Annotated in this window: 15 protein-coding genes and 1 pseudogene; 5 read left to right on the top strand and 11 right to left on the bottom strand. The window is 67.0% G+C overall.

Going from position 1 to position 17,796, the window contains the following annotated elements; genetic code table 11:
- Nucleotides 1-7: 7 nt before the first annotated feature.
- From AU175_RS20565 to AU175_RS20550, 4 genes are all read right to left on the bottom strand, one after another.
- The gene (locus AU175_RS20565; protein WP_066293994.1) at nucleotides 8-1,111 is read right to left on the bottom strand and encodes a S1C family serine protease; all 1,104 of its coding nucleotides are present in this window, start codon (nucleotides 1,109-1,111) and stop codon (nucleotides 8-10) included.
- Between the two features lie 84 nt (nucleotides 1,112-1,195).
- Complete coding sequence (locus AU175_RS20560) at nucleotides 1,196-1,819, bottom strand: TetR/AcrR family transcriptional regulator (RefSeq protein WP_066293989.1); 624 nt, start codon at nucleotides 1,817-1,819, stop codon at nucleotides 1,196-1,198.
- A 53-nt stretch (nucleotides 1,820-1,872) separates the two neighbouring features.
- Nucleotides 1,873-3,237, bottom strand: coding sequence for a phenylacetate--CoA ligase PaaK (gene paaK, locus AU175_RS20555; protein WP_066293988.1), 1,365 nt, complete (start codon nucleotides 3,235-3,237; stop codon nucleotides 1,873-1,875).
- Nucleotides 3,238-3,244: 7 nt separating this feature from the next.
- Nucleotides 3,245-3,706, bottom strand: a complete 462-nt coding sequence (locus tag AU175_RS20550; protein WP_066293986.1) for a hotdog fold thioesterase — start codon at nucleotides 3,704-3,706, stop codon at nucleotides 3,245-3,247.
- A gap of 265 nt (nucleotides 3,707-3,971) precedes the next feature.
- Here AU175_RS20550 and pta point away from each other — a divergent pair, with 265 nt between their 5' ends.
- Entirely contained in the window at nucleotides 3,972-6,077 is a 2,106-nt protein-coding gene (gene pta, locus AU175_RS20545) for a phosphate acetyltransferase (protein WP_066293978.1), read from the top strand.
- A gap of 72 nt (nucleotides 6,078-6,149) precedes the next feature.
- Here the strand turns inward: pta and AU175_RS20540 are convergent, their stop codons facing one another.
- From AU175_RS20540 to AU175_RS20530, 3 genes are all read right to left on the bottom strand, one after another.
- The gene (locus AU175_RS20540) at nucleotides 6,150-6,413 is read right to left on the bottom strand and encodes a hypothetical protein (RefSeq protein WP_066293974.1); all 264 of its coding nucleotides are present in this window, start codon (nucleotides 6,411-6,413) and stop codon (nucleotides 6,150-6,152) included.
- 96 nt (nucleotides 6,414-6,509) lie between these two features.
- A complete protein-coding gene (gene ykgO / locus AU175_RS20535) occupies nucleotides 6,510-6,632 on the bottom strand; it encodes a type B 50S ribosomal protein L36 (RefSeq protein ID WP_011693081.1) in 123 nt (40 codons plus the stop codon).
- Nucleotides 6,629-7,762 carry a GTP-binding protein gene (locus AU175_RS20530; RefSeq protein ID WP_066293972.1) on the bottom strand — a complete coding sequence of 378 codons (1,134 nt, stop codon included), beginning with the start codon at nucleotides 7,760-7,762 and terminating at the stop codon, nucleotides 6,629-6,631. The genes ykgO and AU175_RS20530 overlap by 4 nt, the downstream gene beginning before the upstream one ends.
- A 155-nt stretch (nucleotides 7,763-7,917) precedes the next feature.
- Between AU175_RS20530 and AU175_RS20525 the strand changes: the two genes are divergently transcribed.
- Nucleotides 7,918-9,084: an acetate kinase gene (locus AU175_RS20525; protein WP_066293970.1), complete on the top strand. Its 1,167-nt coding sequence runs from the start codon at nucleotides 7,918-7,920 to the stop codon at nucleotides 9,082-9,084.
- A 114-nt stretch (nucleotides 9,085-9,198) separates the two neighbouring features.
- Here the strand turns inward: AU175_RS20525 and AU175_RS20520 are convergent, their stop codons facing one another.
- Nucleotides 9,199-10,443, bottom strand: a complete 1,245-nt coding sequence (locus tag AU175_RS20520) for an NAD(P)/FAD-dependent oxidoreductase (protein ID WP_066293963.1) — start codon at nucleotides 10,441-10,443, stop codon at nucleotides 9,199-9,201.
- 159 nt (nucleotides 10,444-10,602) lie between these two features.
- On the opposite strand from AU175_RS20520, the gene AU175_RS20515 reads away from it, so the two are divergent.
- Nucleotides 10,603-11,070: an SRPBCC family protein gene (locus AU175_RS20515; RefSeq protein WP_066293961.1), complete on the top strand. Its 468-nt coding sequence runs from the start codon at nucleotides 10,603-10,605 to the stop codon at nucleotides 11,068-11,070.
- Between the two features lie 34 nt (nucleotides 11,071-11,104).
- On the opposite strand, the gene AU175_RS20510 is transcribed toward AU175_RS20515, so the two are convergent.
- From AU175_RS20510 to AU175_RS20500, 3 genes are all read right to left on the bottom strand, one after another.
- Nucleotides 11,105-13,525, bottom strand: a complete 2,421-nt coding sequence (locus tag AU175_RS20510; RefSeq protein ID WP_066293959.1) for a hypothetical protein — start codon at nucleotides 13,523-13,525, stop codon at nucleotides 11,105-11,107.
- A gap of 6 nt (nucleotides 13,526-13,531) precedes the next feature.
- Nucleotides 13,532-14,221 (bottom strand): peptidoglycan-binding protein, encoded by a 690-nt coding sequence (locus tag AU175_RS20505; protein ID WP_066293957.1) that lies wholly within the window; start codon nucleotides 14,219-14,221, stop codon nucleotides 13,532-13,534.
- A 263-nt stretch (nucleotides 14,222-14,484) separates the two neighbouring features.
- Nucleotides 14,485-16,713, bottom strand: a complete 2,229-nt coding sequence (locus AU175_RS20500) for a S9 family peptidase (protein WP_066293954.1) — start codon at nucleotides 16,711-16,713, stop codon at nucleotides 14,485-14,487.
- A 415-nt stretch (nucleotides 16,714-17,128) separates the two neighbouring features.
- On the opposite strand from AU175_RS20500, the gene AU175_RS22085 reads away from it, so the two are divergent.
- Nucleotides 17,129-17,368, top strand: a complete 240-nt coding sequence (locus AU175_RS22085) for a hypothetical protein (protein ID WP_197497187.1) — start codon at nucleotides 17,129-17,131, stop codon at nucleotides 17,366-17,368.
- 44 nt (nucleotides 17,369-17,412) lie between these two features.
- Nucleotides 17,413-17,796, top strand: a pseudogene (locus tag AU175_RS22080) (hypothetical protein); the annotation flags it as partial.

Genomic DNA, 17,796 nt, shown 5'->3' with positions numbered 1-17,796 from the left:
ATTCGGCTTACGGGCCTGCTGGCCTTTCGATGAGGTCTACCTTGATGTCCAGGCTCTCGTTTCCGCGCTTGACCTTGAAGCCCACGGTGTCACCCGGGTTGCGGATCCTGAGTTCCGCCAGCAGCTTCTCCGGGGCGGCGAGTTCCACGCCTTCCATTGACTCCAGGACGTCTCCCGGGCGGATACCGGCAGTGCCGGCCGGCCCGTCGCCGTCAACGGACAGAACCACGACGCCGGTGCTCGCGTCGGTGCCCAGCTGCTCAGCGATCTGCCGGGTCAGTCCGCCCGGGGTGAGCCCCAGATAGGCGTGCTTTGCCGAGCCGTCTGCCAGCAGTTCCTCGGCAACCTCGACGGCTGTGGCCGCCGGAATAGCAAAGCCCAGTGCCACAGCACCGGACGACGGCGGAATATAGGCCTCGCTGATGCCCACCACCTCGCCGCGCATGTTGATCAGGGCGCCGCCCGAGTTGCCGGGGCTGATGGGCGCATCGGTCTGGATCAGGTCGATCAGTGACAGGCTGTTCCGGGCCGAGCCGGGGATGGAGCGGTGAAGGCCGGAGATGATCCCGGCCGTGGCCGTGTTTTCAAAGCCCAGGGGCGAGCCCAGCACAACGGCCCCTTCACCCACCTTGGGCAGCGAGGTCTGGTACGTGGGCTTCGGCAGGCCTGTCCGGTCCGCCTGGACGAGGGCGAGGTCGGTCACGGGGTCGGTGGCCCTGACGGTGCCGGCGACGCGCTGGCCATCCGCGAAGGCCACCTCAACCTCGGTTTCGCCGCGGATGACGTGCTCATTGGTGAGGATCAGGCCGTCCTCGGAGTAGACGACGCCGCTGCCCAGCCCCTGTTCGGTGAAGATGGTGACCACAGACGGGGAGAGGTTCTCCACGATCTGCGAAATGCTCATGGCTGTCCCGGTGCCCTCAGGGGAAGCGGGACCGGGGGAGGTGTTGGGGGTGGGGCTGCCGGAACCAAGGGAAACGCTGGGCGAAGGGGCAGGATCCGGGCTGCCTGTGCAGGCGGTGAGGGCCGCTGCGGAACCAAGTACCACCGCGAAAAAACCGGCGAGGAGACGGCGCGTTTGCGGACCCTGCGGAGCGGCTCGCAGCTTCATGGGGCAACCTCCTGGCGGACGCTGGTTCTTCCATCCACCGTAGCCCGGGATCACCGGGAATACCAAGCACGCTTAGTATTCCGACTAGGAGTGGGCGTGGAGCCCCTCAAATGCGATGGTGATGACGTCGTCGGCCAGCTTTTCGGGGGAGAGCGAGCCTCCCGGTTTGTACCACTCCACGATCGAGTTGATGGTTCCGAACAGCAGACGCGTCACGGTGCGGGGATCGATGTCCTGCCGCAGCGAGCCTTCGTCCCGGGCCGCGGAAATCAGGCCGGCAACCTTGTGGTCGAAGGCGCGCCGCCGCTCCAGGGCGTCCCGTTCGATCTCGGTGTTGCCCCGCAGGCGCAGCAGCAGAGTGACAAACGGGAGCCGTTCCACCAGCACGGCCACCGTCTGCCGCAGCACAAATTCCAGCCGGGCGTCGGCGGCACCCGACGTCGCTTCGGGCCGTTCCAGGATGGCCTCCAGACCGCCCAGGGCATGGTCCAGGGCCAGCTTGAGGAGGTCGCCCTTGGACGGCACGTGGTGGTAGATCGCGGACTTGGAGATGCCCAGGTTCTCGGCGAGGATGCCCATGGATGTGGCGTCATAGCCGTGCCGGTTGAAGACGTCCACGGCGATGAGCAGGACCGACTGCTGGTCGTAGCCTGGCCGGCCGCGCTTGGCGGGGGCTTCGGGGCTGGATATTTCGCTGGTGCTGGGCATAGTGGCTAGTTTCTCACGAACGGTCGGTCAGTCTGCGCAGGCGGGCGGGCCGTCTAGCCCTTCGGCCGCAGGTCGTAGATCCGGCGCAGCTTGCCATTGGACCGCTCCAGCGATCCCGGGTCCACCACGTCCACGGCGCACGAAGAACCCACGTGGATCTTGATCTGCTCCTTCAAGGCGCGTGCCGCCGTCGCACTCTGCTCGGGGGTGACCGCGTCCCGGCGCTCGATCCGGACCGTCAGCTGGTCCATCCGCTGGCCTTCCGGGCGGGTGAGCTCAAGCTGGAAGTGCGGGCTCAGCTCGGGGATGCGCAGAGCGATTTCCTCGATTTGGGAAGGGAAAAGGTTCACGCCGCGCAGGATGATCATGTCGTCGCTCCGGCCGGTGATGCGGCCCATCCGGCGGTGCGCGGGGCGGGCGGTGCCGGGCAGCAGCCGGGTGAGGTCCTTGGTGCGGTATCGGATGATCGGCAGCGCCTCTTTGGTCAGCGAAGTGAAGACGAGTTCGCCGTGTTCGCCGTCGCGCAGCACGTTCTCCTTGCCCGGGGCGGGGTTGAAGGCGTCGATGATTTCGGGGCGGAAGTGGTCTTCCCAGATGTGGCTGCCGTCCTGCGTTTCCACCGCTTCGCCGGCGACCCCCGGGCCCATCACTTCGGACAGCCCGTAGATGTCGCACGCCTTGATGTTCATGGTGACTTCGAGCTCGTGCCGCATTTCCTGCGTCCACGGCTCCGCGCCCAGCACCGCGTACCTGAGGGACGTGGACGTCGGGTCAATGCCCATGTGCGCCATGGCGTCGGCGATGGTGAGCAGGTAGGTGGGTGTGGCCAGGATGGCGTCCGGCTGGAAGTCCTGGATGAGCTGGATCTGGCGTTCGGTCTGCCCGCCGGACATGGGAATCACGGTGCAGCCCAGCGCTTCGGCCCCGGCATGCGCGCCGAGGCCGCCGGTGAACAGCCCGTAGCCATAGGCGTTGTGGACCTTCATGCCGGGGCGGACGCCGGCGGCGCGGAAGCAGCGGGCCACCAACTTCGCCCAGTCAGCCAGGTCCTGCTTGGTATAGCCGACGACGGTGGGCCGGCCCGTGGTGCCCGAGCTGGCGTGGATGCGGGCTACTTCGTTCTGCGGGACGGCGAACATGCCAAAGGGGTATTCGGCGCGCAGGTCTTCCTTGGTGGTGAACGGGAAGTTGCCCAGGTCGCTGAGTTCACGGAGGTCGGTGGGGTGGATGCCGGCGTCGTCGTACTTGCGCTTGTAGAGCGGGACCCGGTCGTAGGCGTAGGCCACCGTGTTCTGCAGCCGGCTGAGCTGGAGGGCCTCGAGCTCGTCGCGGGAGATGGTCTCCTCGCGGTCAAGGACGGCGTCGGTGGCTGCGCTGGTTGCCTGCGGCACCGGGGTTTCGGGGGCGTGGAGGGTCATGTTTTTCCTACTTCTTGGGGATGGTGCGGCTGCGTCCGCGGAACTCGGCGATGAGTTCACCCGGGTTTTGGGGATCGGGCTGCGCGTCGGCGTCGGCGGCGAAAATCTGGATGTCGTAGAGTCCGCTACGGCCCGCGCTGGAGCGGCGGTCTGCGACGGCGGTGATCACCTGGCCGCGGTAGGCCGGCTTGAGGAAATTGATATCGACGCCGGCCGCAACGGTGATGCTGTCCGTCTCGCCCGGCGCGGGGTTCACCGGGTTGCAGGCGAGGGCGAAGGCGGTATCGGCGAAGGCGAAGATCATTCCGCCGTGCGCCATGCCGAACCCGTTGAGCATTTCCTGCCGGAGCGTCATGCGGATGGTGGCGTGGCCGTCGCTGAGGGCGAGGACCTTGATGCCCATCCATTCGGAGGCGTAGTCGTTTTCCAGGATGGGGTGGATTGCCCCGGAGAGTGTTGCTTCAGCCATGCGTCATTGCCTCCAGCTTTATTTACCGAATGTTCATTAGGTAATCCCATGGAGGGGGTCGGTGTCAAGGGTGGCCAGCCGCGGAGGGCGTGCGTGGGCGGCCCAACTAAGTAGCAGCAGATGTCGGTCTGGGTCCTCAAAACGACATCTGCTGCTACCTGGTTGGGTTGGGACGGACAAATCGATGGAGGATGCGGTGCGCTGGGCCCGGGCGGGGAAGTGACAGGATGGAGGGACCTGCACCAGCCACAGCAAAGGGCGGACCATGGCCAAAGGCATTTACGTCAGCGCAACCACTCCCGGGTCGGGCAAGTCGCTCGTGGCCCTGGGCCTGGCGGACACGCTGCACCGGCACGCGGACAGGATCGGCTTCTTCAAGCCCGTGGTCCACGGACCGGACGCTGCGGACGACCCCATGGTGGCGCTGATGAAGGCCCGCTTTGAACTCGACGACGACCGGTGCCGCGGCGGCCTGACCAGCGCCGAAGCCCGTGCGCTGCTCGCCGAAGGGAAGCGCGCCGACATCGACGCCCGCTGTGTGGAGATCTTCGCCGAAATGTCGCGGCACTGCGACGTGGTGATCGTGGAGGGGACCGACCTCACCGGCCAGGACGCCGCCGTCGAATTCGACCTCAATGCCCGCCTGGCCAACAACCTGGCCGCCCCGGTGGTGGCCGTGGTGGGCGCGAAGGGGCTGAGCGTCGCCGAGGCGGGGGCCGCCGTCGAGGTTGCCCGCAAGGAGCTGTCCGCGGAAAAATGTGCGCTGTTGGCCATCATGGTGAACCGCGCTGACCCGGAGCAGGTGGAGGAAATTGCGGCGGCCGTGAAGCCGGGGGCATCCGGCCGGCCGGTGTACGTCCTGCCGGAGCTGGAGGAGATCGCCCGCCCCACCACCGGCGAAGTGGCAACAGCCCTGGGAGTCCGCCAGATCGCCGGCCGCGCCGACATGGAACGTGACGTGCGGGACATCAAGGTGGCGGCCATGAACGTGGGCAATTTCCTGAACGTGCTGGATGAGGGTGCACTGGTGATCGTGCCGGGGGACCGGGCGGACGTGATGGTGGCGTGCCTGGCGTCGTCGTTCTCGCCTGAATTCCCGGTGCCGTCGGGCCTGATCCTCACCGGCGGACTGGCTCCCGACGCCAACATCTACCCGCTCCTGGCGCAGGCGCCGTTCCCGGTGTTCGCCGCCGGCGAGGACACCTACACCACAGCCCGCGGGGTCTCCGAGGTGCGCAGCGAGATCTGGTCCGGGCACCGGCGCAAGGTTGCCTCGGCGCTGGGCCTGTGGTCCCGCCGCGTGGATGAGGCGGAGCTGGTGGAGCGCCTGCACCTGCCGCGCGCCGAGCGGATGACGCCGCTGCGGTTCCTGCATGACCTGATCGAACGGGCCAGGGCCCAGCGCCGGCATGTGGTGCTGCCGGAGGGGACGGACGTGCGGATCCTGCGCGCCGCCGAGATCCTGCACCGCCGCGATGTCTGCGATCTGACCGTTTTGGGCCGGGAAACCGACGTCCGTGAGCTGGCCGCGGCCCGGGGCATTGACCTGTCCGGGATCAACATCGTGGACCCGGCAACCTCGGAGCTCCGGCAGGGCTTCGCGGAAAAATACGCCGAGCTGCGGGCGCACAAGGGCGTGGACCTGGCCAAGGCGCTGGAAATCATGCAGGACGGCAGCTACTTCGGCACCATGATGGTCCAGCTGGGCGTGGTGGACGGCATGGTGTCCGGTGCAGCACACACCACAGCCCACACCATCCGGCCGGCGCTGGAGTTCGTGAAGACCCGCGACGGCGTGAAGATCGTGTCATCGGTGTTCCTGATGCTGATGCCGGACCGTGTGCTGGTGTACGGCGACTGCGCCGTGAACCCCGATCCCAACGTGGAGCAACTGGCGGACATCGCCCTTGCCTCCGCCGAAACCGCCGAGCAGTTCGGTGTGGAGCCGCGGGTGGCCATGCTGTCCTACTCCACCGGCGGTTCGGGGTCCGGCGAAGCCGTGGACGAAGTGCGGCAGGCCACCGAACTGGTGCGTGAGCGCCGCCCGGACCTCGCCGTCGAAGGCCCTATCCAGTACGACGCCGCCGTGGATGCTTCCATTGCGGAGTCAAAAATGCCTGGATCCTCCGTTGCCGGGCAGGCCACCGTGTTCATCTTCCCGGACCTCAACACCGGCAACAACACCTACAAGGCGGTGCAGCAGAGCTCCGGGGCGGTAGCGGTCGGGCCGGTGCTGCAGGGGCTGCGGAAGCCGGTCAACGACCTCTCCCGCGGCTGCACCGTGGAGGACATCGTGAACACCGTGGCCATCACGGCCATCCAGGCGCAGGCGCAAACCCCGGTTCAACCTCCGCTCCCGGCAGCGGTTTAGCCGCCCGCCGGGTTAACGTCCGACGGCGGCACCCGCGAGAGTGCCGCCGTCGACCGTTAACCGCTGGGCCGGTCAGCTGTTTTCCGGTTTGGCCATGCTGTCCGGGTCCTCCTGCTTGGCTGGCTCGTCGGAGAGGCCAGTGGGTGTGAGGTCCAGTTCTTCCAGATTCTCCGGCGGTTCCGGTGCCTCACCGGCTTCCTCCGCCTTGGGGGTCCCGGTGTCGTCCAGGGCCGGGTTGGCACCTTCGACGCCGGTGGGATCCTTTGTGCCTGCCCCGGTGTTGGGGTCGGTGGCGTCAGGCTCGGCGCTGTCAGGCTGAGTGGTGCCGTTCGTCATGAAAGTCCCTCTCTGCGTGGTGCTGCTTGTCCGCCGACTCTAAGCGCCTGCCGCCGCCAACGCAACGGCAGGCGCCGGGTGAGTCGGTCCGCGGACTCAGCCCTGGCGGGCCTTCATGCGCGGGTTCTTTTTGTTGATCACAAATGTGCGGCCCCGCCGTCGGACGATCTGCGCGCCGGGGATCTTCTTCAGCGCGCGGAGTGAGTTTCGGACTTTCATGGTTGTGCTCCTTCTTGTTGGGGTGTGTGGTCCAGCTCGAACGGGTCCGGCAGGCCGGCGAATCCGGCCTCCATTTCCGCGTCCGTCAGTTCGCAGGCGGAGAGCAGCCCGGCGATTTCAGCGGGATCGATCCCGTCGCCCGTGGCCGCGATCACGCTGCAGCGGTCACCGTGTTCCGGATGCCAGTCCAGGTGGGCGTCCACGAAATCCAGGGGATCCGATGCGGCGCCGGCGTCCCGGTCTGCCAGCCACGGCCCGGTGTTTTCCAGCCAGACCCGGGGACCGATGCCCTGGATCGCGATCCGGCAGCGGGGTGCGGCGGCGATCCACAGCCGCCCGCGCAGCCAGCAGCAGCCTTCCGCGAGGGACACCAGAGCCTCCCGGAACCTTTCCGGGTGCAGGGGCCGTTCCGCCCGGTGCGTGACGGTAGTGAACGGCGACGCCGACGCGGCAACGGGGATCCGGACCGAACCTGGAACCGTGCGGCCCAGTGCGTCCTGGTAGTCGTGACGGCCGGGGCGGATCTCGCGGGGGTCCGCCACCACGTCCGCGTGCGGTGCGAGCTCCCTGACCAGTTGGATGCCCCGGCTCCGCAGGGCTGGGTCCACAGGGACGAGCGCGGGCTCGGCCAGCAGGACGGTGTCGTTGAAGGACAGTTCGCCCATCAGGAACTCGCCCGGCGTCCGGTTGTCCTCGGGGACGGGCGTGAATCCGGACTCGAACAGCGTGTGGTGGTCCCAGATGTGGTCTTCCAGCGTGTCAGGCGCGCAGGCGAGCACGGCGGATTCGACCGTGACGCTCCGGGGGAGCCCACGCCGCAGCGCTCCGATGGCCGCCTCGGAGGACACTGCCGGCGGGAGCCCGATGATCACCGCCTGCTCTCCACGCTCCAGCAGCCGCTCGACCGTGGGAACCACGTCGAGCCGGACCGTGCAGCTCAGGCAGCCGTGCTCCAGCCGGGTCTCCGCGCGTTCCAGGAGAATGCTTTGGCTAAATACGCGCCGGATGACCAGGCCGTTCTCCAGCAGGTCGTGGAGGACCACCACGGCCCGGGGATTCGCGGCGGCCGCGGCCTCGCAGGCCTGCTGGCGGCACAAAGCGTCCAGGGAACTGATCACAGTGAGATGCATGTCAGTCAGTCTAATGAGAATGGTTCTCAAATACAAACGCCGGAGTCCCCCGGCAAATATAGTGGGACCTACGGAGCGCTGCGCCAGGCTCCGGCATGACGCCAGACCGCTGCCCCGGCAGCTGTATCCGCAACAGCAAGGCTCAGGAGGCCCCTATGCTCGTGCTCGTCATCAACTCCGGCTCGTCCTCGCTCAAATACCAGGTCCGCGATGTCGCGGCCGGCAGTGTGCTGACCGAAGGGCTGATCGAAAAGATCGGCATGGGCAACGGCGGCGACGGGGACGGCGAAATCGAGGGCCCGCGGGACCATGCTGCGGCGCTGGAACAGGTGGACGCCGCCATCCACCAGGAACTCGGCGAGCTCGAACTGGCGGCAGTGGGCCACCGAGTGGTGCACGGCGGGGAGCGTTTCGCCGAGCCCGTGCTGATCGACAATGAGATCACCCGCGCCATCGAGCGGCTCAACCCGCTGGCGCCGCTGCACAATCCGGCCAACGTCCTGGGCATCCGTGCCATCACCAAAAAATGGCCGGACCTCCCGCAGGTTGCCGTGTTCGATACCGCCTTCCACCGCACCCTGCCCGAGCACGCCTGGCGGTATGCCGTGCCGGACGAGCTGTACACGAACCATGGCATCCGCCGCTACGGCTTCCACGGAACCTCGCACGAATACGTGACGCACCGGGCCGCCGCGCTGCTGGACCTGCCCGTGGAGGAGTTCGACGGCGTCATCGCCCACCTGGGGAACGGCGCCTCCGTCACGGCCATCCGGGGCGGCAAGTCCGTGGACACCTCCATGGGCTTTACTCCGTTGGAGGGCCTGGTGATGGGGACCCGTTCGGGTGACCTGGACCCCTCCATCCTCGTCTTCCTGGGCCGTCAGGGCTGGACCCCGGAGGACATCGACACCATGCTCAACCGCGAATCAGGCCTGAAAGGGCTCGCCGGCAACAATGACATGCGCTCGGTGGTGGAGGCAGCCGAGGGCGGCGACGCCAAAGCTGCGACGGCGCTCGCGGTCACGTCCTACCGGCTGGCCAAGTACATCGGGGGATACCACGTGGCTGTCGGGGGCGCCAAGGCGCTGGTGTTCACGGCCGGCATCGGCGAAAACTCGCACGAGTTCCGCGCCCTGGTGGCCGGGCACCTGGGTGCGCTGGGTGTGGAGCTCGACGCCGGCCTGAACAGCCAGCGGTCCAAGGAACCGCGCGTGGTTTCCACGGCGGAGTCCGCCCTCCCGGTTTTGGTGGTTCCCACCGACGAGGAGCGCGCCATCGCGGAGGCGACTGCCGCCGTCGTCCATTCATCGGCTGCTCCGTAAAGGCCTTTTCGCCGGCCAAAACGGCCCAGGGCCCACGCCGGCAGGGTTCCCTGGCCGAGCTTGCGAGGCGAGGGTGCCGGTGGGGATCAGTCGATGGGGAATGGCGCGCCCGGACTAAGCCCGGCCTTTGAGGATCAGGTTCCAGTAGACCTGCGGGAAAACGTCGCGGTCCACCACCCACGAGGCGCGGCTTTCCTTCCACGTCGGAACCTTGGGGATGGAAGGCATTGGCCGGTAGCCGGCGTCGAACTCGGCGAAAACCACCGTGGAACGGGACACCGTGAACGGGCACACCGCATAGCCGTCGTACTTCTCACTCAGCGGCGCCCCACGGCGGGTCGCCACCAGGTTCTTCGCCAGCACCTTGGCCTGCTTCCGCAGCGCGCCGCCGCACTTGGAATTGGTGGTGCCCGCCGCATCGCCCAGGGACCAGACGTTCGGGTAGCGCACGTGACGGAGGGTTTCCGGGTCCACCTGCACAAAGCCGCCGTCATCCCGCGCGGCCGGCAGATCGGTTGCCTTGAGCCAGTCCGGCGCCGACTGCGGGGGAACGGCATTCAGCACGTCGTAGCGGAGTTCCTCGGTGGTGCCGGCCACGTTGTCCCGGATCAGCGCCATCTGTCCCGCGGGATCCACGGAGGCCAGTTCGCTGTTGAGGCGCAGTTCGATGCCGTACTCGGCGACTTTCCGGTTCAGCTCCTCATCAACACCCGGAACGCCGAAGACGGTGGGGTAGGGCTGGACCATGATGACGCGGATGTCATCGAGGACTCCGTGTTCCTTCCAGTAATCGCAGGCCAGGTACATGGGCTTCTGGGCTGCGCCCGCGCATTTGGCCGGTCCGGACGGCATGGTGAACACCGCTGTGCCCGACTGGAGGCTGCTGAGCAGCGTCCAGGCTTTGGGGGCCAGGGCGAACTCGTAATGCGAGGCGCCGTGCGGGGAGTGTACGGCAGCCGCCAGCCCCGGAACCTTGTCCCAGTCCAGCTGCAGGCCGGGGCAGACCACCAGGTGGCCGTAGGTGACCTGGCCGCCGGAACCAAGCGTCACCGTGCTGGCGCCGGCGTTGATGTCCGTGGCTCCGTCCCGGATCCATTCGACACCGGGCGGTGTGACCGAGGACTGCGCCCGGATTGCCTCGCTCGCCTTCGCCCGCCCGCCGGCGATGTGGGAGAACAGGGGCTGGTACAGGTGATGGTCTTTTGGTTCGACGACGGCGATGTCAGTGACGCCGTAGCGGTGCAGGCGTGCCGCCAGGGAGATGCCGGCGTTGCCTCCGCCGATGATGAGGACGTCGTGGTGCCTGGTGTTCACGGGGCGCTTCCTTTCGTAGGCGGGCGCGGGCCACCACGTGGCCATGTGCCCGTCTCCGCTGGCTAGGCTTCGACCCTACCGGGAGGACCGGGAGGTGGGAACCCTGGGCCCCTTGACGGCCCTTTCTGCCGGGGCCACACTGACGCTGTGCCTAGCTGCCGGCCAAGCCGGGCCGGCAACAGGTGTGTCCAAGGAGTGCTCGTCATGCCAGTCGTAGAAGACAGCGTCTACATTTCCCGGCCTCCCCAGGAGGTCTTCAATTTTGTGTCCAAGAATGAAAACATCCCGGTCTGGGACTCGTCGGTCCTGCATGCGGAAACGGTCGGCGGCGTACCCGAAGCCGTGGGCACCCGGGCCCAGGGCACCAGCAAGGTGGTCGGCAGGAAGTTCGACTGGACTGCTGAGATCACGGAATTCCAGCCTCCCACCCGGATCGTATCCCGTTCGGTGGACGGGCAGTTCGATTTCACCATCACCACAATCCTCGAACCCGAAGGCGACGGGACCAGATTCAATTACCGGATCGACGCGGCCTCAGGTCTCGGCGGAGTGTTCGGAAAACTCGCCGACCGTTTCGTGGAAGCGGCACAGACCAGGACGGTCCGCGCCAACCTCGAGACGCTGTCGGAACTGCTGGCAGAGCATCCCGAGTACGGGCAGGAAGGCAACTGAACTGGCTCCCTTTGCACAGTGCCATGGCTGCCCCTTAGCTGGGTGCGGTGGAAGGCTGGGGTTCAGGAGCCGTTCCGTCAGCCGTCGTTGAGGGCGCCGGGGCGGTGCCGGTTGGATCGGACGACGGCGGCGGGTCACCCAACGCGGGCTGCGTCGGCTGCCCGGTGGCCGGCGAAGTGGCCCCACCGGTGCCTGCCGGGGCGGGCGCGGGTGCCGTGGGCCCTGGAGCCGTGGATCCGGGGGAAGCTGGCAGGCTCGGCGCCGGTGCCGGGCCGGTAGTGGCCGGCCCTGTGGGGGCCGTGCTCCCGGACTTTGAGGTTCCGGAGTCTGCCTGGATCACCGCGGTGATCTGTTCCTTGTAGTCGGCGAGCCGTGCCTGGATTTCTGAGAGCGGCACATTCCGGAGGTTCCTGCCATAGGCGGCGATCTCGGCCCACAGTGCGTTCAGCCTGGACATGGCATCCTCGCTGAGCGGGCCGTCCAAGGTGAGGACAAGCTGGCTCGCCAGAGCGTAGGTGAGGCAGTCCAGGCAGTTGTAGTTGGCAGCGGCGGACAGGTTTTCGGGCACGATGACGTCCGCCTGGCCCACAATGAGCACCACTTGGAAACCCACCGCCACCGCTGCGCATCCTGTGCAGCTGGCGAAGGCATAAGCCTCGTTCTTTGTGTCAACGGGGGCACCGTCCTCAGCCCAGACCAGGGCGAATGCCACGCTGTATGTCACTGATCCGTCAGTGGTGTTCACCGCCAGGGCCTGGTTGTCGCCGGCCTGCGGAGCGTCCGGTTGGCTGAACGGAAAGACCCACGACGGGGCGGTGCCGGCGGCCGTGCCCGGGGCGGTGGACTCAGCGGTGGATGGCCCAGGCTCGGGGACCAGCACCATGCTCAACTGGGGGTTTTCACGGGTCGGCATGTCCGCCCCGGCAGGCCACAACGCCACGGTCCTGCCCGCCTGGCCTTCCCGGAGCACGGTTTCCGCCTGTGGAAACACGGATGTGGTGGCGTCCGCCAGCGTCCCGCGTTCGTAGGGCTGGACCGGGCGGTACGTGCCGCCGTCGGGCCACCATGCCCATGCCAGCCCGGCGAACACTGCCGCGACGGCGGCCATGGCGGCGACGCGCTGCACGGCGCGGCCACGCGTTTTTTGCCACAAACCCACGGCCAGCTGGCGGAGGAGGCGGAGCAGGAGGTAGAGCACCCCCGCTACAGGAAGGGCGACGGCGATGATCGCCAGGGCCCGGACGGCGGCGCCGGCGGGGTCCCCGGCGGCCAGGCTGTCGGACAGCATGGCCTGTTGGCCGAGCACGCTGGACCATGCGGTGCCGAGCAGACGGGGCAGTGCGATCACCATCAGGGCCAGGCTGAGCAGCAGCAACGGCACGGTCACCAGGACCCAGAGCGTCACCACGGCGCGCGCCCAGGGCTTGAGTACCTTGGTTTCCGGCTTTCCCCAGTGCCAGGGAAGCAGGCCTAGCAGGGTGGGCCTGATGCGCTGGAAGAGGTCGGGAACGCCGGTGGTATCGGCCAGGATGTGGTACCCGTCGAACCGCACCAGCGGGAGAAGCTGCCGAACCATCTGCAGGATCTGGGTCACCACCACCAGCAGGAGCGCATCAAAGCCGGTGGCCCACCAGGCCGCCATGATGGCCACCGCAACAATGGCATTGAAGTACAGTCCGCCCAGGTCTGTGCGGAGCCGGCCTCCCCGGCCCAGCCTGTACGAATCGGTGACGTCGGTGAAGAACGCCGGCCAGATGAGGTAGAGCCCGGCGCCCATCGCGCCAGGCGTTGCGCCGCCCTTGCGGGCCGCCGCGGCGTGCCCGAATTCGTGGAATCCCGCGGAGAGGACCGTGACTGCGAAGACCAGCAGGAGCAGCGCGGGGTTCCCAAAGGCCTCATGCGTGGCAGAGCCCAGCCCTTTGACCATCAGCACCCACCAGCAGGCCGCCAGGAACGCGGCCACTACCGCCACCACAATCAGCGGCTGGAACAGTGCTGCGAACGGCGCCGTGAGCTTCCGGGTGCGTTCCGGATCCGTCACCGTGTAGCGCAAACGCATGCCCAACAGCGGGTCTGCCTTCCGGACCTCCGGTTGGGATCCGTCAGCCAGGCGGAGCAGCCCCATCGGCAGCAGCTGGGAGGTGATCAGCGTACGGACGTTGTCGCCGCTGACCAGCCTTCCTGAACCGGTGCTGGCGTGCTGCGCAATCTCCTCCACGCTCCGCGTCCCGTCAGCGGCCTCCAGCACGAGGTAGAGCAGGCGCGTCAGCTGCAGCGTCTGGCCGTCCGCGCGGCGGACCAGGGACGGGGCCTCACGGTAGCCGGACCCTTCAGGCTGGCCCAGGAGTTGGATGCCGTCGGCCCGGGCGGGAATCTCCAGCCTGCCTTCGGTAACGGTGGCAGAGGACGACGGCGGGCCCGCCTCGGGGCGCGGCCCGCCGTTCGCGTCGGTCATCTGTGCTTACTGTGCGAGGTTGGACTGCTGGTCGGCAGTCGCGTTGGCTTCGCCCTCGATGTGCTGGGAAATGATGGCGTCCTGCTCGGCCACGGCGTAGGCCTGGCTGTCGATGGAACCGATGTTGGCGGCGACGGCGGCGTCAATCGGGGCAGCAACGTTGGCGTTGGCTGCCACGGCACCGTTGATCGGGGCGGCGATGTCGGCGTCGGCGGCAAGGTCCACGTTGACGTTGAGGAGGTCCCCGCCAACGGCTGCTGCGGGATCAACCGGCAGCGCACCGACGTCGGGCGTTGTTCCATCCGGAATGGTTCCGTCCGGCAGGAGCCCGCCATCCGTGGTGCCCGCGGCGGATTCGTCTGGCTCCACCGTGCCGCTGCCCTGGCTGATGGTGCTGTCCTGGGTGGACGCGGCGTTGGCGTCTGCCACGATTCCCTGGTCGATGATGACGCCCTGGTCCGCCAAAGCCTGCGCCTCCGAACCGTAGGAAAGGATGTTGGCCGACGCCGCTGCGTCGATCGGCGCAGCCACGTTGGCATTGGCCGCCACGGCCAGGTCGATGGGGGCCGCCGCGTTGATGCCCAGGTCCAGATCCGCATTCAGGTCCAAAATGGATGCAACTTCCTTGTCCGGCAAGGCTGTGGCCTGCTCAGATGTCAGTTCGTCGTCAGACAGGGGACGCATTTCATGTTCCATGCTCACGCAACCTCCAGTTTCCGCGCGGGTTGACCTGCCCCCAGCGGGCAGCCCAGCGCCAGACAATAGTAAGCATGATTAGCTTTATTGTGTACTGGTGCGCCCGCCCCCGGACCTGAAGGGCCTTGTCGAGCCCTGGGGAAACCCCATCGATTGCTCCAACAGCGCCCTTTTGAAGGCCCAAAACGGCCTGGGCCCACGCCGGCAGGGTTCCCTGGCCGAGCTTGCGAGGCGAGGGTGCCGGTGGGGAGCAATCGATGGGGTTATTTCAGGCCGGCGCCCGGAAGCAGTTCCGTGGCGCCCAGCGAATCGGCGATGAACGCATAGTCCCACGCGCGTTCCCGCCACTGGACGTACCGGCCGGAGGCCCCGCCATGGCCGCCGTCCATTTCGATTTTCATGAGGATGGGCTCGCTGCCGGTGGTCTTGTTGCGCAGCTCCTGGACCCATTTTGCGGGCTCCACATACAGCACCCGGGTGTCGTTGAAGGACGTTACGGCGGCGATTTTCGGGTACGCAACTGAATGGACATTCTCGTAGGGGGAGTAGGACTTCATGTAGGCGTAGACCTCAGGGTCCGTGATGGGATTGCCCCACTCCTCCCACTCCAAAGCCGAGAGCGGAAGCTCCGGGTCCAGGATGGTGGTGAGGGCATCCACGAACGGTACCTGCGCCACCACCGCGGCGTACTTTTCCGGTGCCAGGTTGGCCACGGCGCCCACCAGCAGGCCGCCCGCGGAGCCGCCCAGCGCCGCAATCCGGGACGGGTCCACCCAGCCGGAGGTGGCCAGCCAGTCGGTGGCGTCCACGAAATCGGTGAAGGTGTTCTTTTTGGTGAGCTTCTTGCCGTCCTCGTACCAGTGCCTGCCCAGTTCGCCGCCGCCGCGGATGTGGGCAATCACAAACACCACACCCCGGTCCAGCAGTGACAGCCGCGCAATCCCGAAGCCCGGGTCCATGCTCAGCTCATACGAGCCGTACCCGTACACCAGACCGGCCGCCGTCGAATCCTGCTTGACGGCTTTGTGCCGCAGCACGGACAGCGGGATCCTGGTTCCGTCGGCGGCGGTGGCCCATTCGCGGGTGGCCACGTAGTCGTTGCGGTCGTAGCCGCCCAGTACCGGGCTTTCCTTGCGCAGCAGCAGCTCGCCCGCGGGCTGGGCAGGGGTGGGCAGGACAAAGTCATAGACGCGCGACGGCGTGAAGTAAGACGTATAGCCCAGCCGGATCACCGGGGCCTCGTAGTCGGAACCGCCGACGCCGGCTGTATACAGCTCCTCGTCGAACGCGGGCTCCACGGGGGACTCCTGCGCGGGTGTTCCCAGGCCGGCCAGCCCCATCACCTGGACCCGTTCGATGGTGTCCTTGCGGATGGACACGATGAGGTGCGTGGAGGTGACGCCCGCACCGTTGACGCGGACGTCGTCGGAATGCCCGACGACGGTGTCCCAGCGCTGCTCGGAGAGCGGCTTGGCGAGCTCGGCCGGGTCAGCCAGGGAGACCATGGAGTTCACGGCGTTCCGGTTGTGGGTGATGACGATGCGTTCGTGGGTTGTGCCGTCAGGGCCGGTGAGCAGGAACGGTTCGGCCTCATAGAGCACACGCTCGTCGCGGGAGATCACGGTGGTGAGCGCCGCCGTCGGGTCATCAAAACGCAGCAGGCGGGTCTCGCTGTATTCGGAGCAGCCGATGCCCAGCACCAGGTGGCGCCTGTCAGAGGAGAGCTCAAAGCCCAGCCACATGGCGACGTCGTCCTCCTGGTAGATCACCTCATCGTCGGTGACGGGCGTGCCCAGGACGTGGGACTTGACCTGGTACGGGCGCCACGCGTCGTCCACCACGGTGTAGAAGATGCGGGTGCCGTCGGGGGAGAAGCTGACGCCGTAGAAGATGTTCTCGATGACGTCCGGCAGGAGCTCGCCCGTGCGGAGGTCCTTGATGTGCAGGGTGAAGCGTTCGTCGCCGGAATTATCCACGGCGTAGGCGTACAGGTTCCCGTCCACAGTGACGGCCGAGCCGCCCACGGAGAAGAACGGCTTTCCTTCGGCTTCGATGTTGCAGTCCAGCAGCACTTCCTCGCCGGGGATTTCGACGCCGGCCTCCACTGCCGGGGGAGTCCAGTCGGCCACGGGGTTGCCGGTGTCCTGGGCGCGGACGCGGCACTGGATGCCGTATTCCTTGCCTTCAACCGAGCGGCTGAAGTACCACCAGCCGTCCTTGCGGTTAGGGACGGACAGGTCTGTCTCCTGGGTACGGCCCTTGATCTCCTGGAAGATGGCCTCCCGCAGCGGTTCCTGATGCGCGGTGACGGCCTCCTGGTAGGCGTTCTCTGCCTTCAGGTGCTCAACGACCTCGGGGGATTCCTTCTCCCGCAGCCATTCGTAGTTGTCCACGAAGGTGTCGCCGTGGTGCGTCCGCTCGTGCGGCACCTTCCTGGCGACGGGCGGCGTGGTGGAAGTGGTGGCGGAATCCTGCAGCGGAGTCTGGGTCATTCCTTCAATATATAGATCCCTGCGGGCAATGGGGCGGGCCGTTCGCTACCGGGGGAGAGTGGTGCCCGCCCGGCAACCCTCTCTCACGTCCTGCGCCGAATCGCAGGACGCTCTATCACTTCCTGCGCCGAATCGCAGGACGCTCTCTCACTTCCTGCGCCGACCCTCTACGTCAGGCTGGTTGTGAGTCAGTCAGTGATTGAAGGGAACAGGAGCAGCCATGACTGTTGGTCCGCGAGGTATTAGCCGCGATGAGATTCGGGAATTGGTACATGAGTATTACGTGCAGCCGTATGGGACGAGGAAGGAATGGCTTGCCTCTTAGCCAGTGACTGAATGGACGTTCCGGCGGTGGCGGAAGATGGTGCAAGAGGGTGATCTCGACCGGAATCTGATTCCACGAGAGCATGGGGGTATGGCCCGCACGAATGGCGAGTGGTCCGCGTTTGAGAAAGCGCGCGCCAAGGAGATCGCTGAACACCAGTCCGAAGTCGAACAGCTCAAGGGCCGTATCCGTGAACTTGAAGGCACGAATACTGCTCTGGGAAAAGCTATCGGGCTCTTGCACGAGTTGAACGTGCCAGAGCCCGATACGGCCCGGACGAAAGATCCGAAAGGTTCATCGAAGCCGAGAACCTCCTCGTCCGGGAGCTGACAAAGCTCACCGGCTCGCAGCGGCAAGCCCTCGAGTGCGCCGGCGTGTCGCGCTCGACCTGGCACTACCGGCAGAACCCCCGCGAACGCGTGCAGGACCCGCTCGCCCAGTCTGAGCGGGCCTATGAATCGCGGATCAGCACCGGGGATCGCGACCGGATCTGCGAATACATTCTGGACGGCTGGGCCAACCAGGTCTCGGTTGACCATTCCTACGCGGCCGCGTGGGACAAGGGGGTGGTCCTCGCTTCCCGCCGGACCTGGTGGCGGGTCGCGGCCCAGATCGAGGACCAGATGCTGCGCCCCACGATCCCTACCAGGAGCCGGAACAACCGGCCCCCACGGGAGAAACCGGTTGTGATGGCGACCGGACCGGGCCAGGTCTGGTCCTGGGACATCACCGATCTGTATTCACCCTGGCGGGGAAAG

The sequence above is a fragment of the Arthrobacter sp. B6 genome, assembly GCF_001663775.1.
Classification (GTDB): domain Bacteria; phylum Actinomycetota; class Actinomycetes; order Actinomycetales; family Micrococcaceae; genus Arthrobacter.
The sequence above is the reverse complement of the archived record's forward strand: the minus strand, read 5'-3'. Positions and strand labels throughout refer to the sequence as shown.

Excerpts from the sequence above, each read along its gene's own strand:
- AU175_RS20565 (WP_066293994.1), bottom strand. The coding sequence starts at position 1,111 with ATGAAGCTGCGAGCCGCTCCGCAGGGTCCGCAAACGCGCCGTCTCCTC.
- AU175_RS20560 (WP_066293989.1), bottom strand. The coding sequence starts at position 1,819 with ATGCCCAGCACCAGCGAAATATCCAGCCCCGAAGCCCCCGCCAAGCGC.
- paaK (WP_066293988.1), bottom strand. The coding sequence starts at position 3,237 with ATGACCCTCCACGCCCCCGAAACCCCGGTGCCGCAGGCAACCAGCGCA.
- AU175_RS20550 (WP_066293986.1), bottom strand. The coding sequence starts at position 3,706 with ATGGCTGAAGCAACACTCTCCGGGGCAATCCACCCCATCCTGGAAAAC.
- pta (WP_066293978.1), top strand. The coding sequence starts at position 3,972 with ATGGCCAAAGGCATTTACGTCAGCGCAACCACTCCCGGGTCGGGCAAG.
- AU175_RS20540 (WP_066293974.1), bottom strand. The coding sequence starts at position 6,413 with ATGACGAACGGCACCACTCAGCCTGACAGCGCCGAGCCTGACGCCACC.
- ykgO (WP_011693081.1), bottom strand. The coding sequence starts at position 6,632 with ATGAAAGTCCGAAACTCACTCCGCGCGCTGAAGAAGATCCCCGGCGCG.
- AU175_RS20530 (WP_066293972.1), bottom strand. The coding sequence starts at position 7,762 with ATGCATCTCACTGTGATCAGTTCCCTGGACGCTTTGTGCCGCCAGCAG.
- AU175_RS20525 (WP_066293970.1), top strand. The coding sequence starts at position 7,918 with ATGCTCGTGCTCGTCATCAACTCCGGCTCGTCCTCGCTCAAATACCAG.
- AU175_RS20520 (WP_066293963.1), bottom strand. The coding sequence starts at position 10,443 with ATGGCCACGTGGTGGCCCGCGCCCGCCTACGAAAGGAAGCGCCCCGTG.
- AU175_RS20515 (WP_066293961.1), top strand. The coding sequence starts at position 10,603 with ATGCCAGTCGTAGAAGACAGCGTCTACATTTCCCGGCCTCCCCAGGAG.
- AU175_RS20510 (WP_066293959.1), bottom strand. The coding sequence starts at position 13,525 with ATGACCGACGCGAACGGCGGGCCGCGCCCCGAGGCGGGCCCGCCGTCG.
- AU175_RS20505 (WP_066293957.1), bottom strand. The coding sequence starts at position 14,221 with ATGGAACATGAAATGCGTCCCCTGTCTGACGACGAACTGACATCTGAG.
- AU175_RS20500 (WP_066293954.1), bottom strand. The coding sequence starts at position 16,713 with ATGACCCAGACTCCGCTGCAGGATTCCGCCACCACTTCCACCACGCCG.
- AU175_RS22085 (WP_197497187.1), top strand. The coding sequence starts at position 17,129 with ATGGCCCGCACGAATGGCGAGTGGTCCGCGTTTGAGAAAGCGCGCGCC.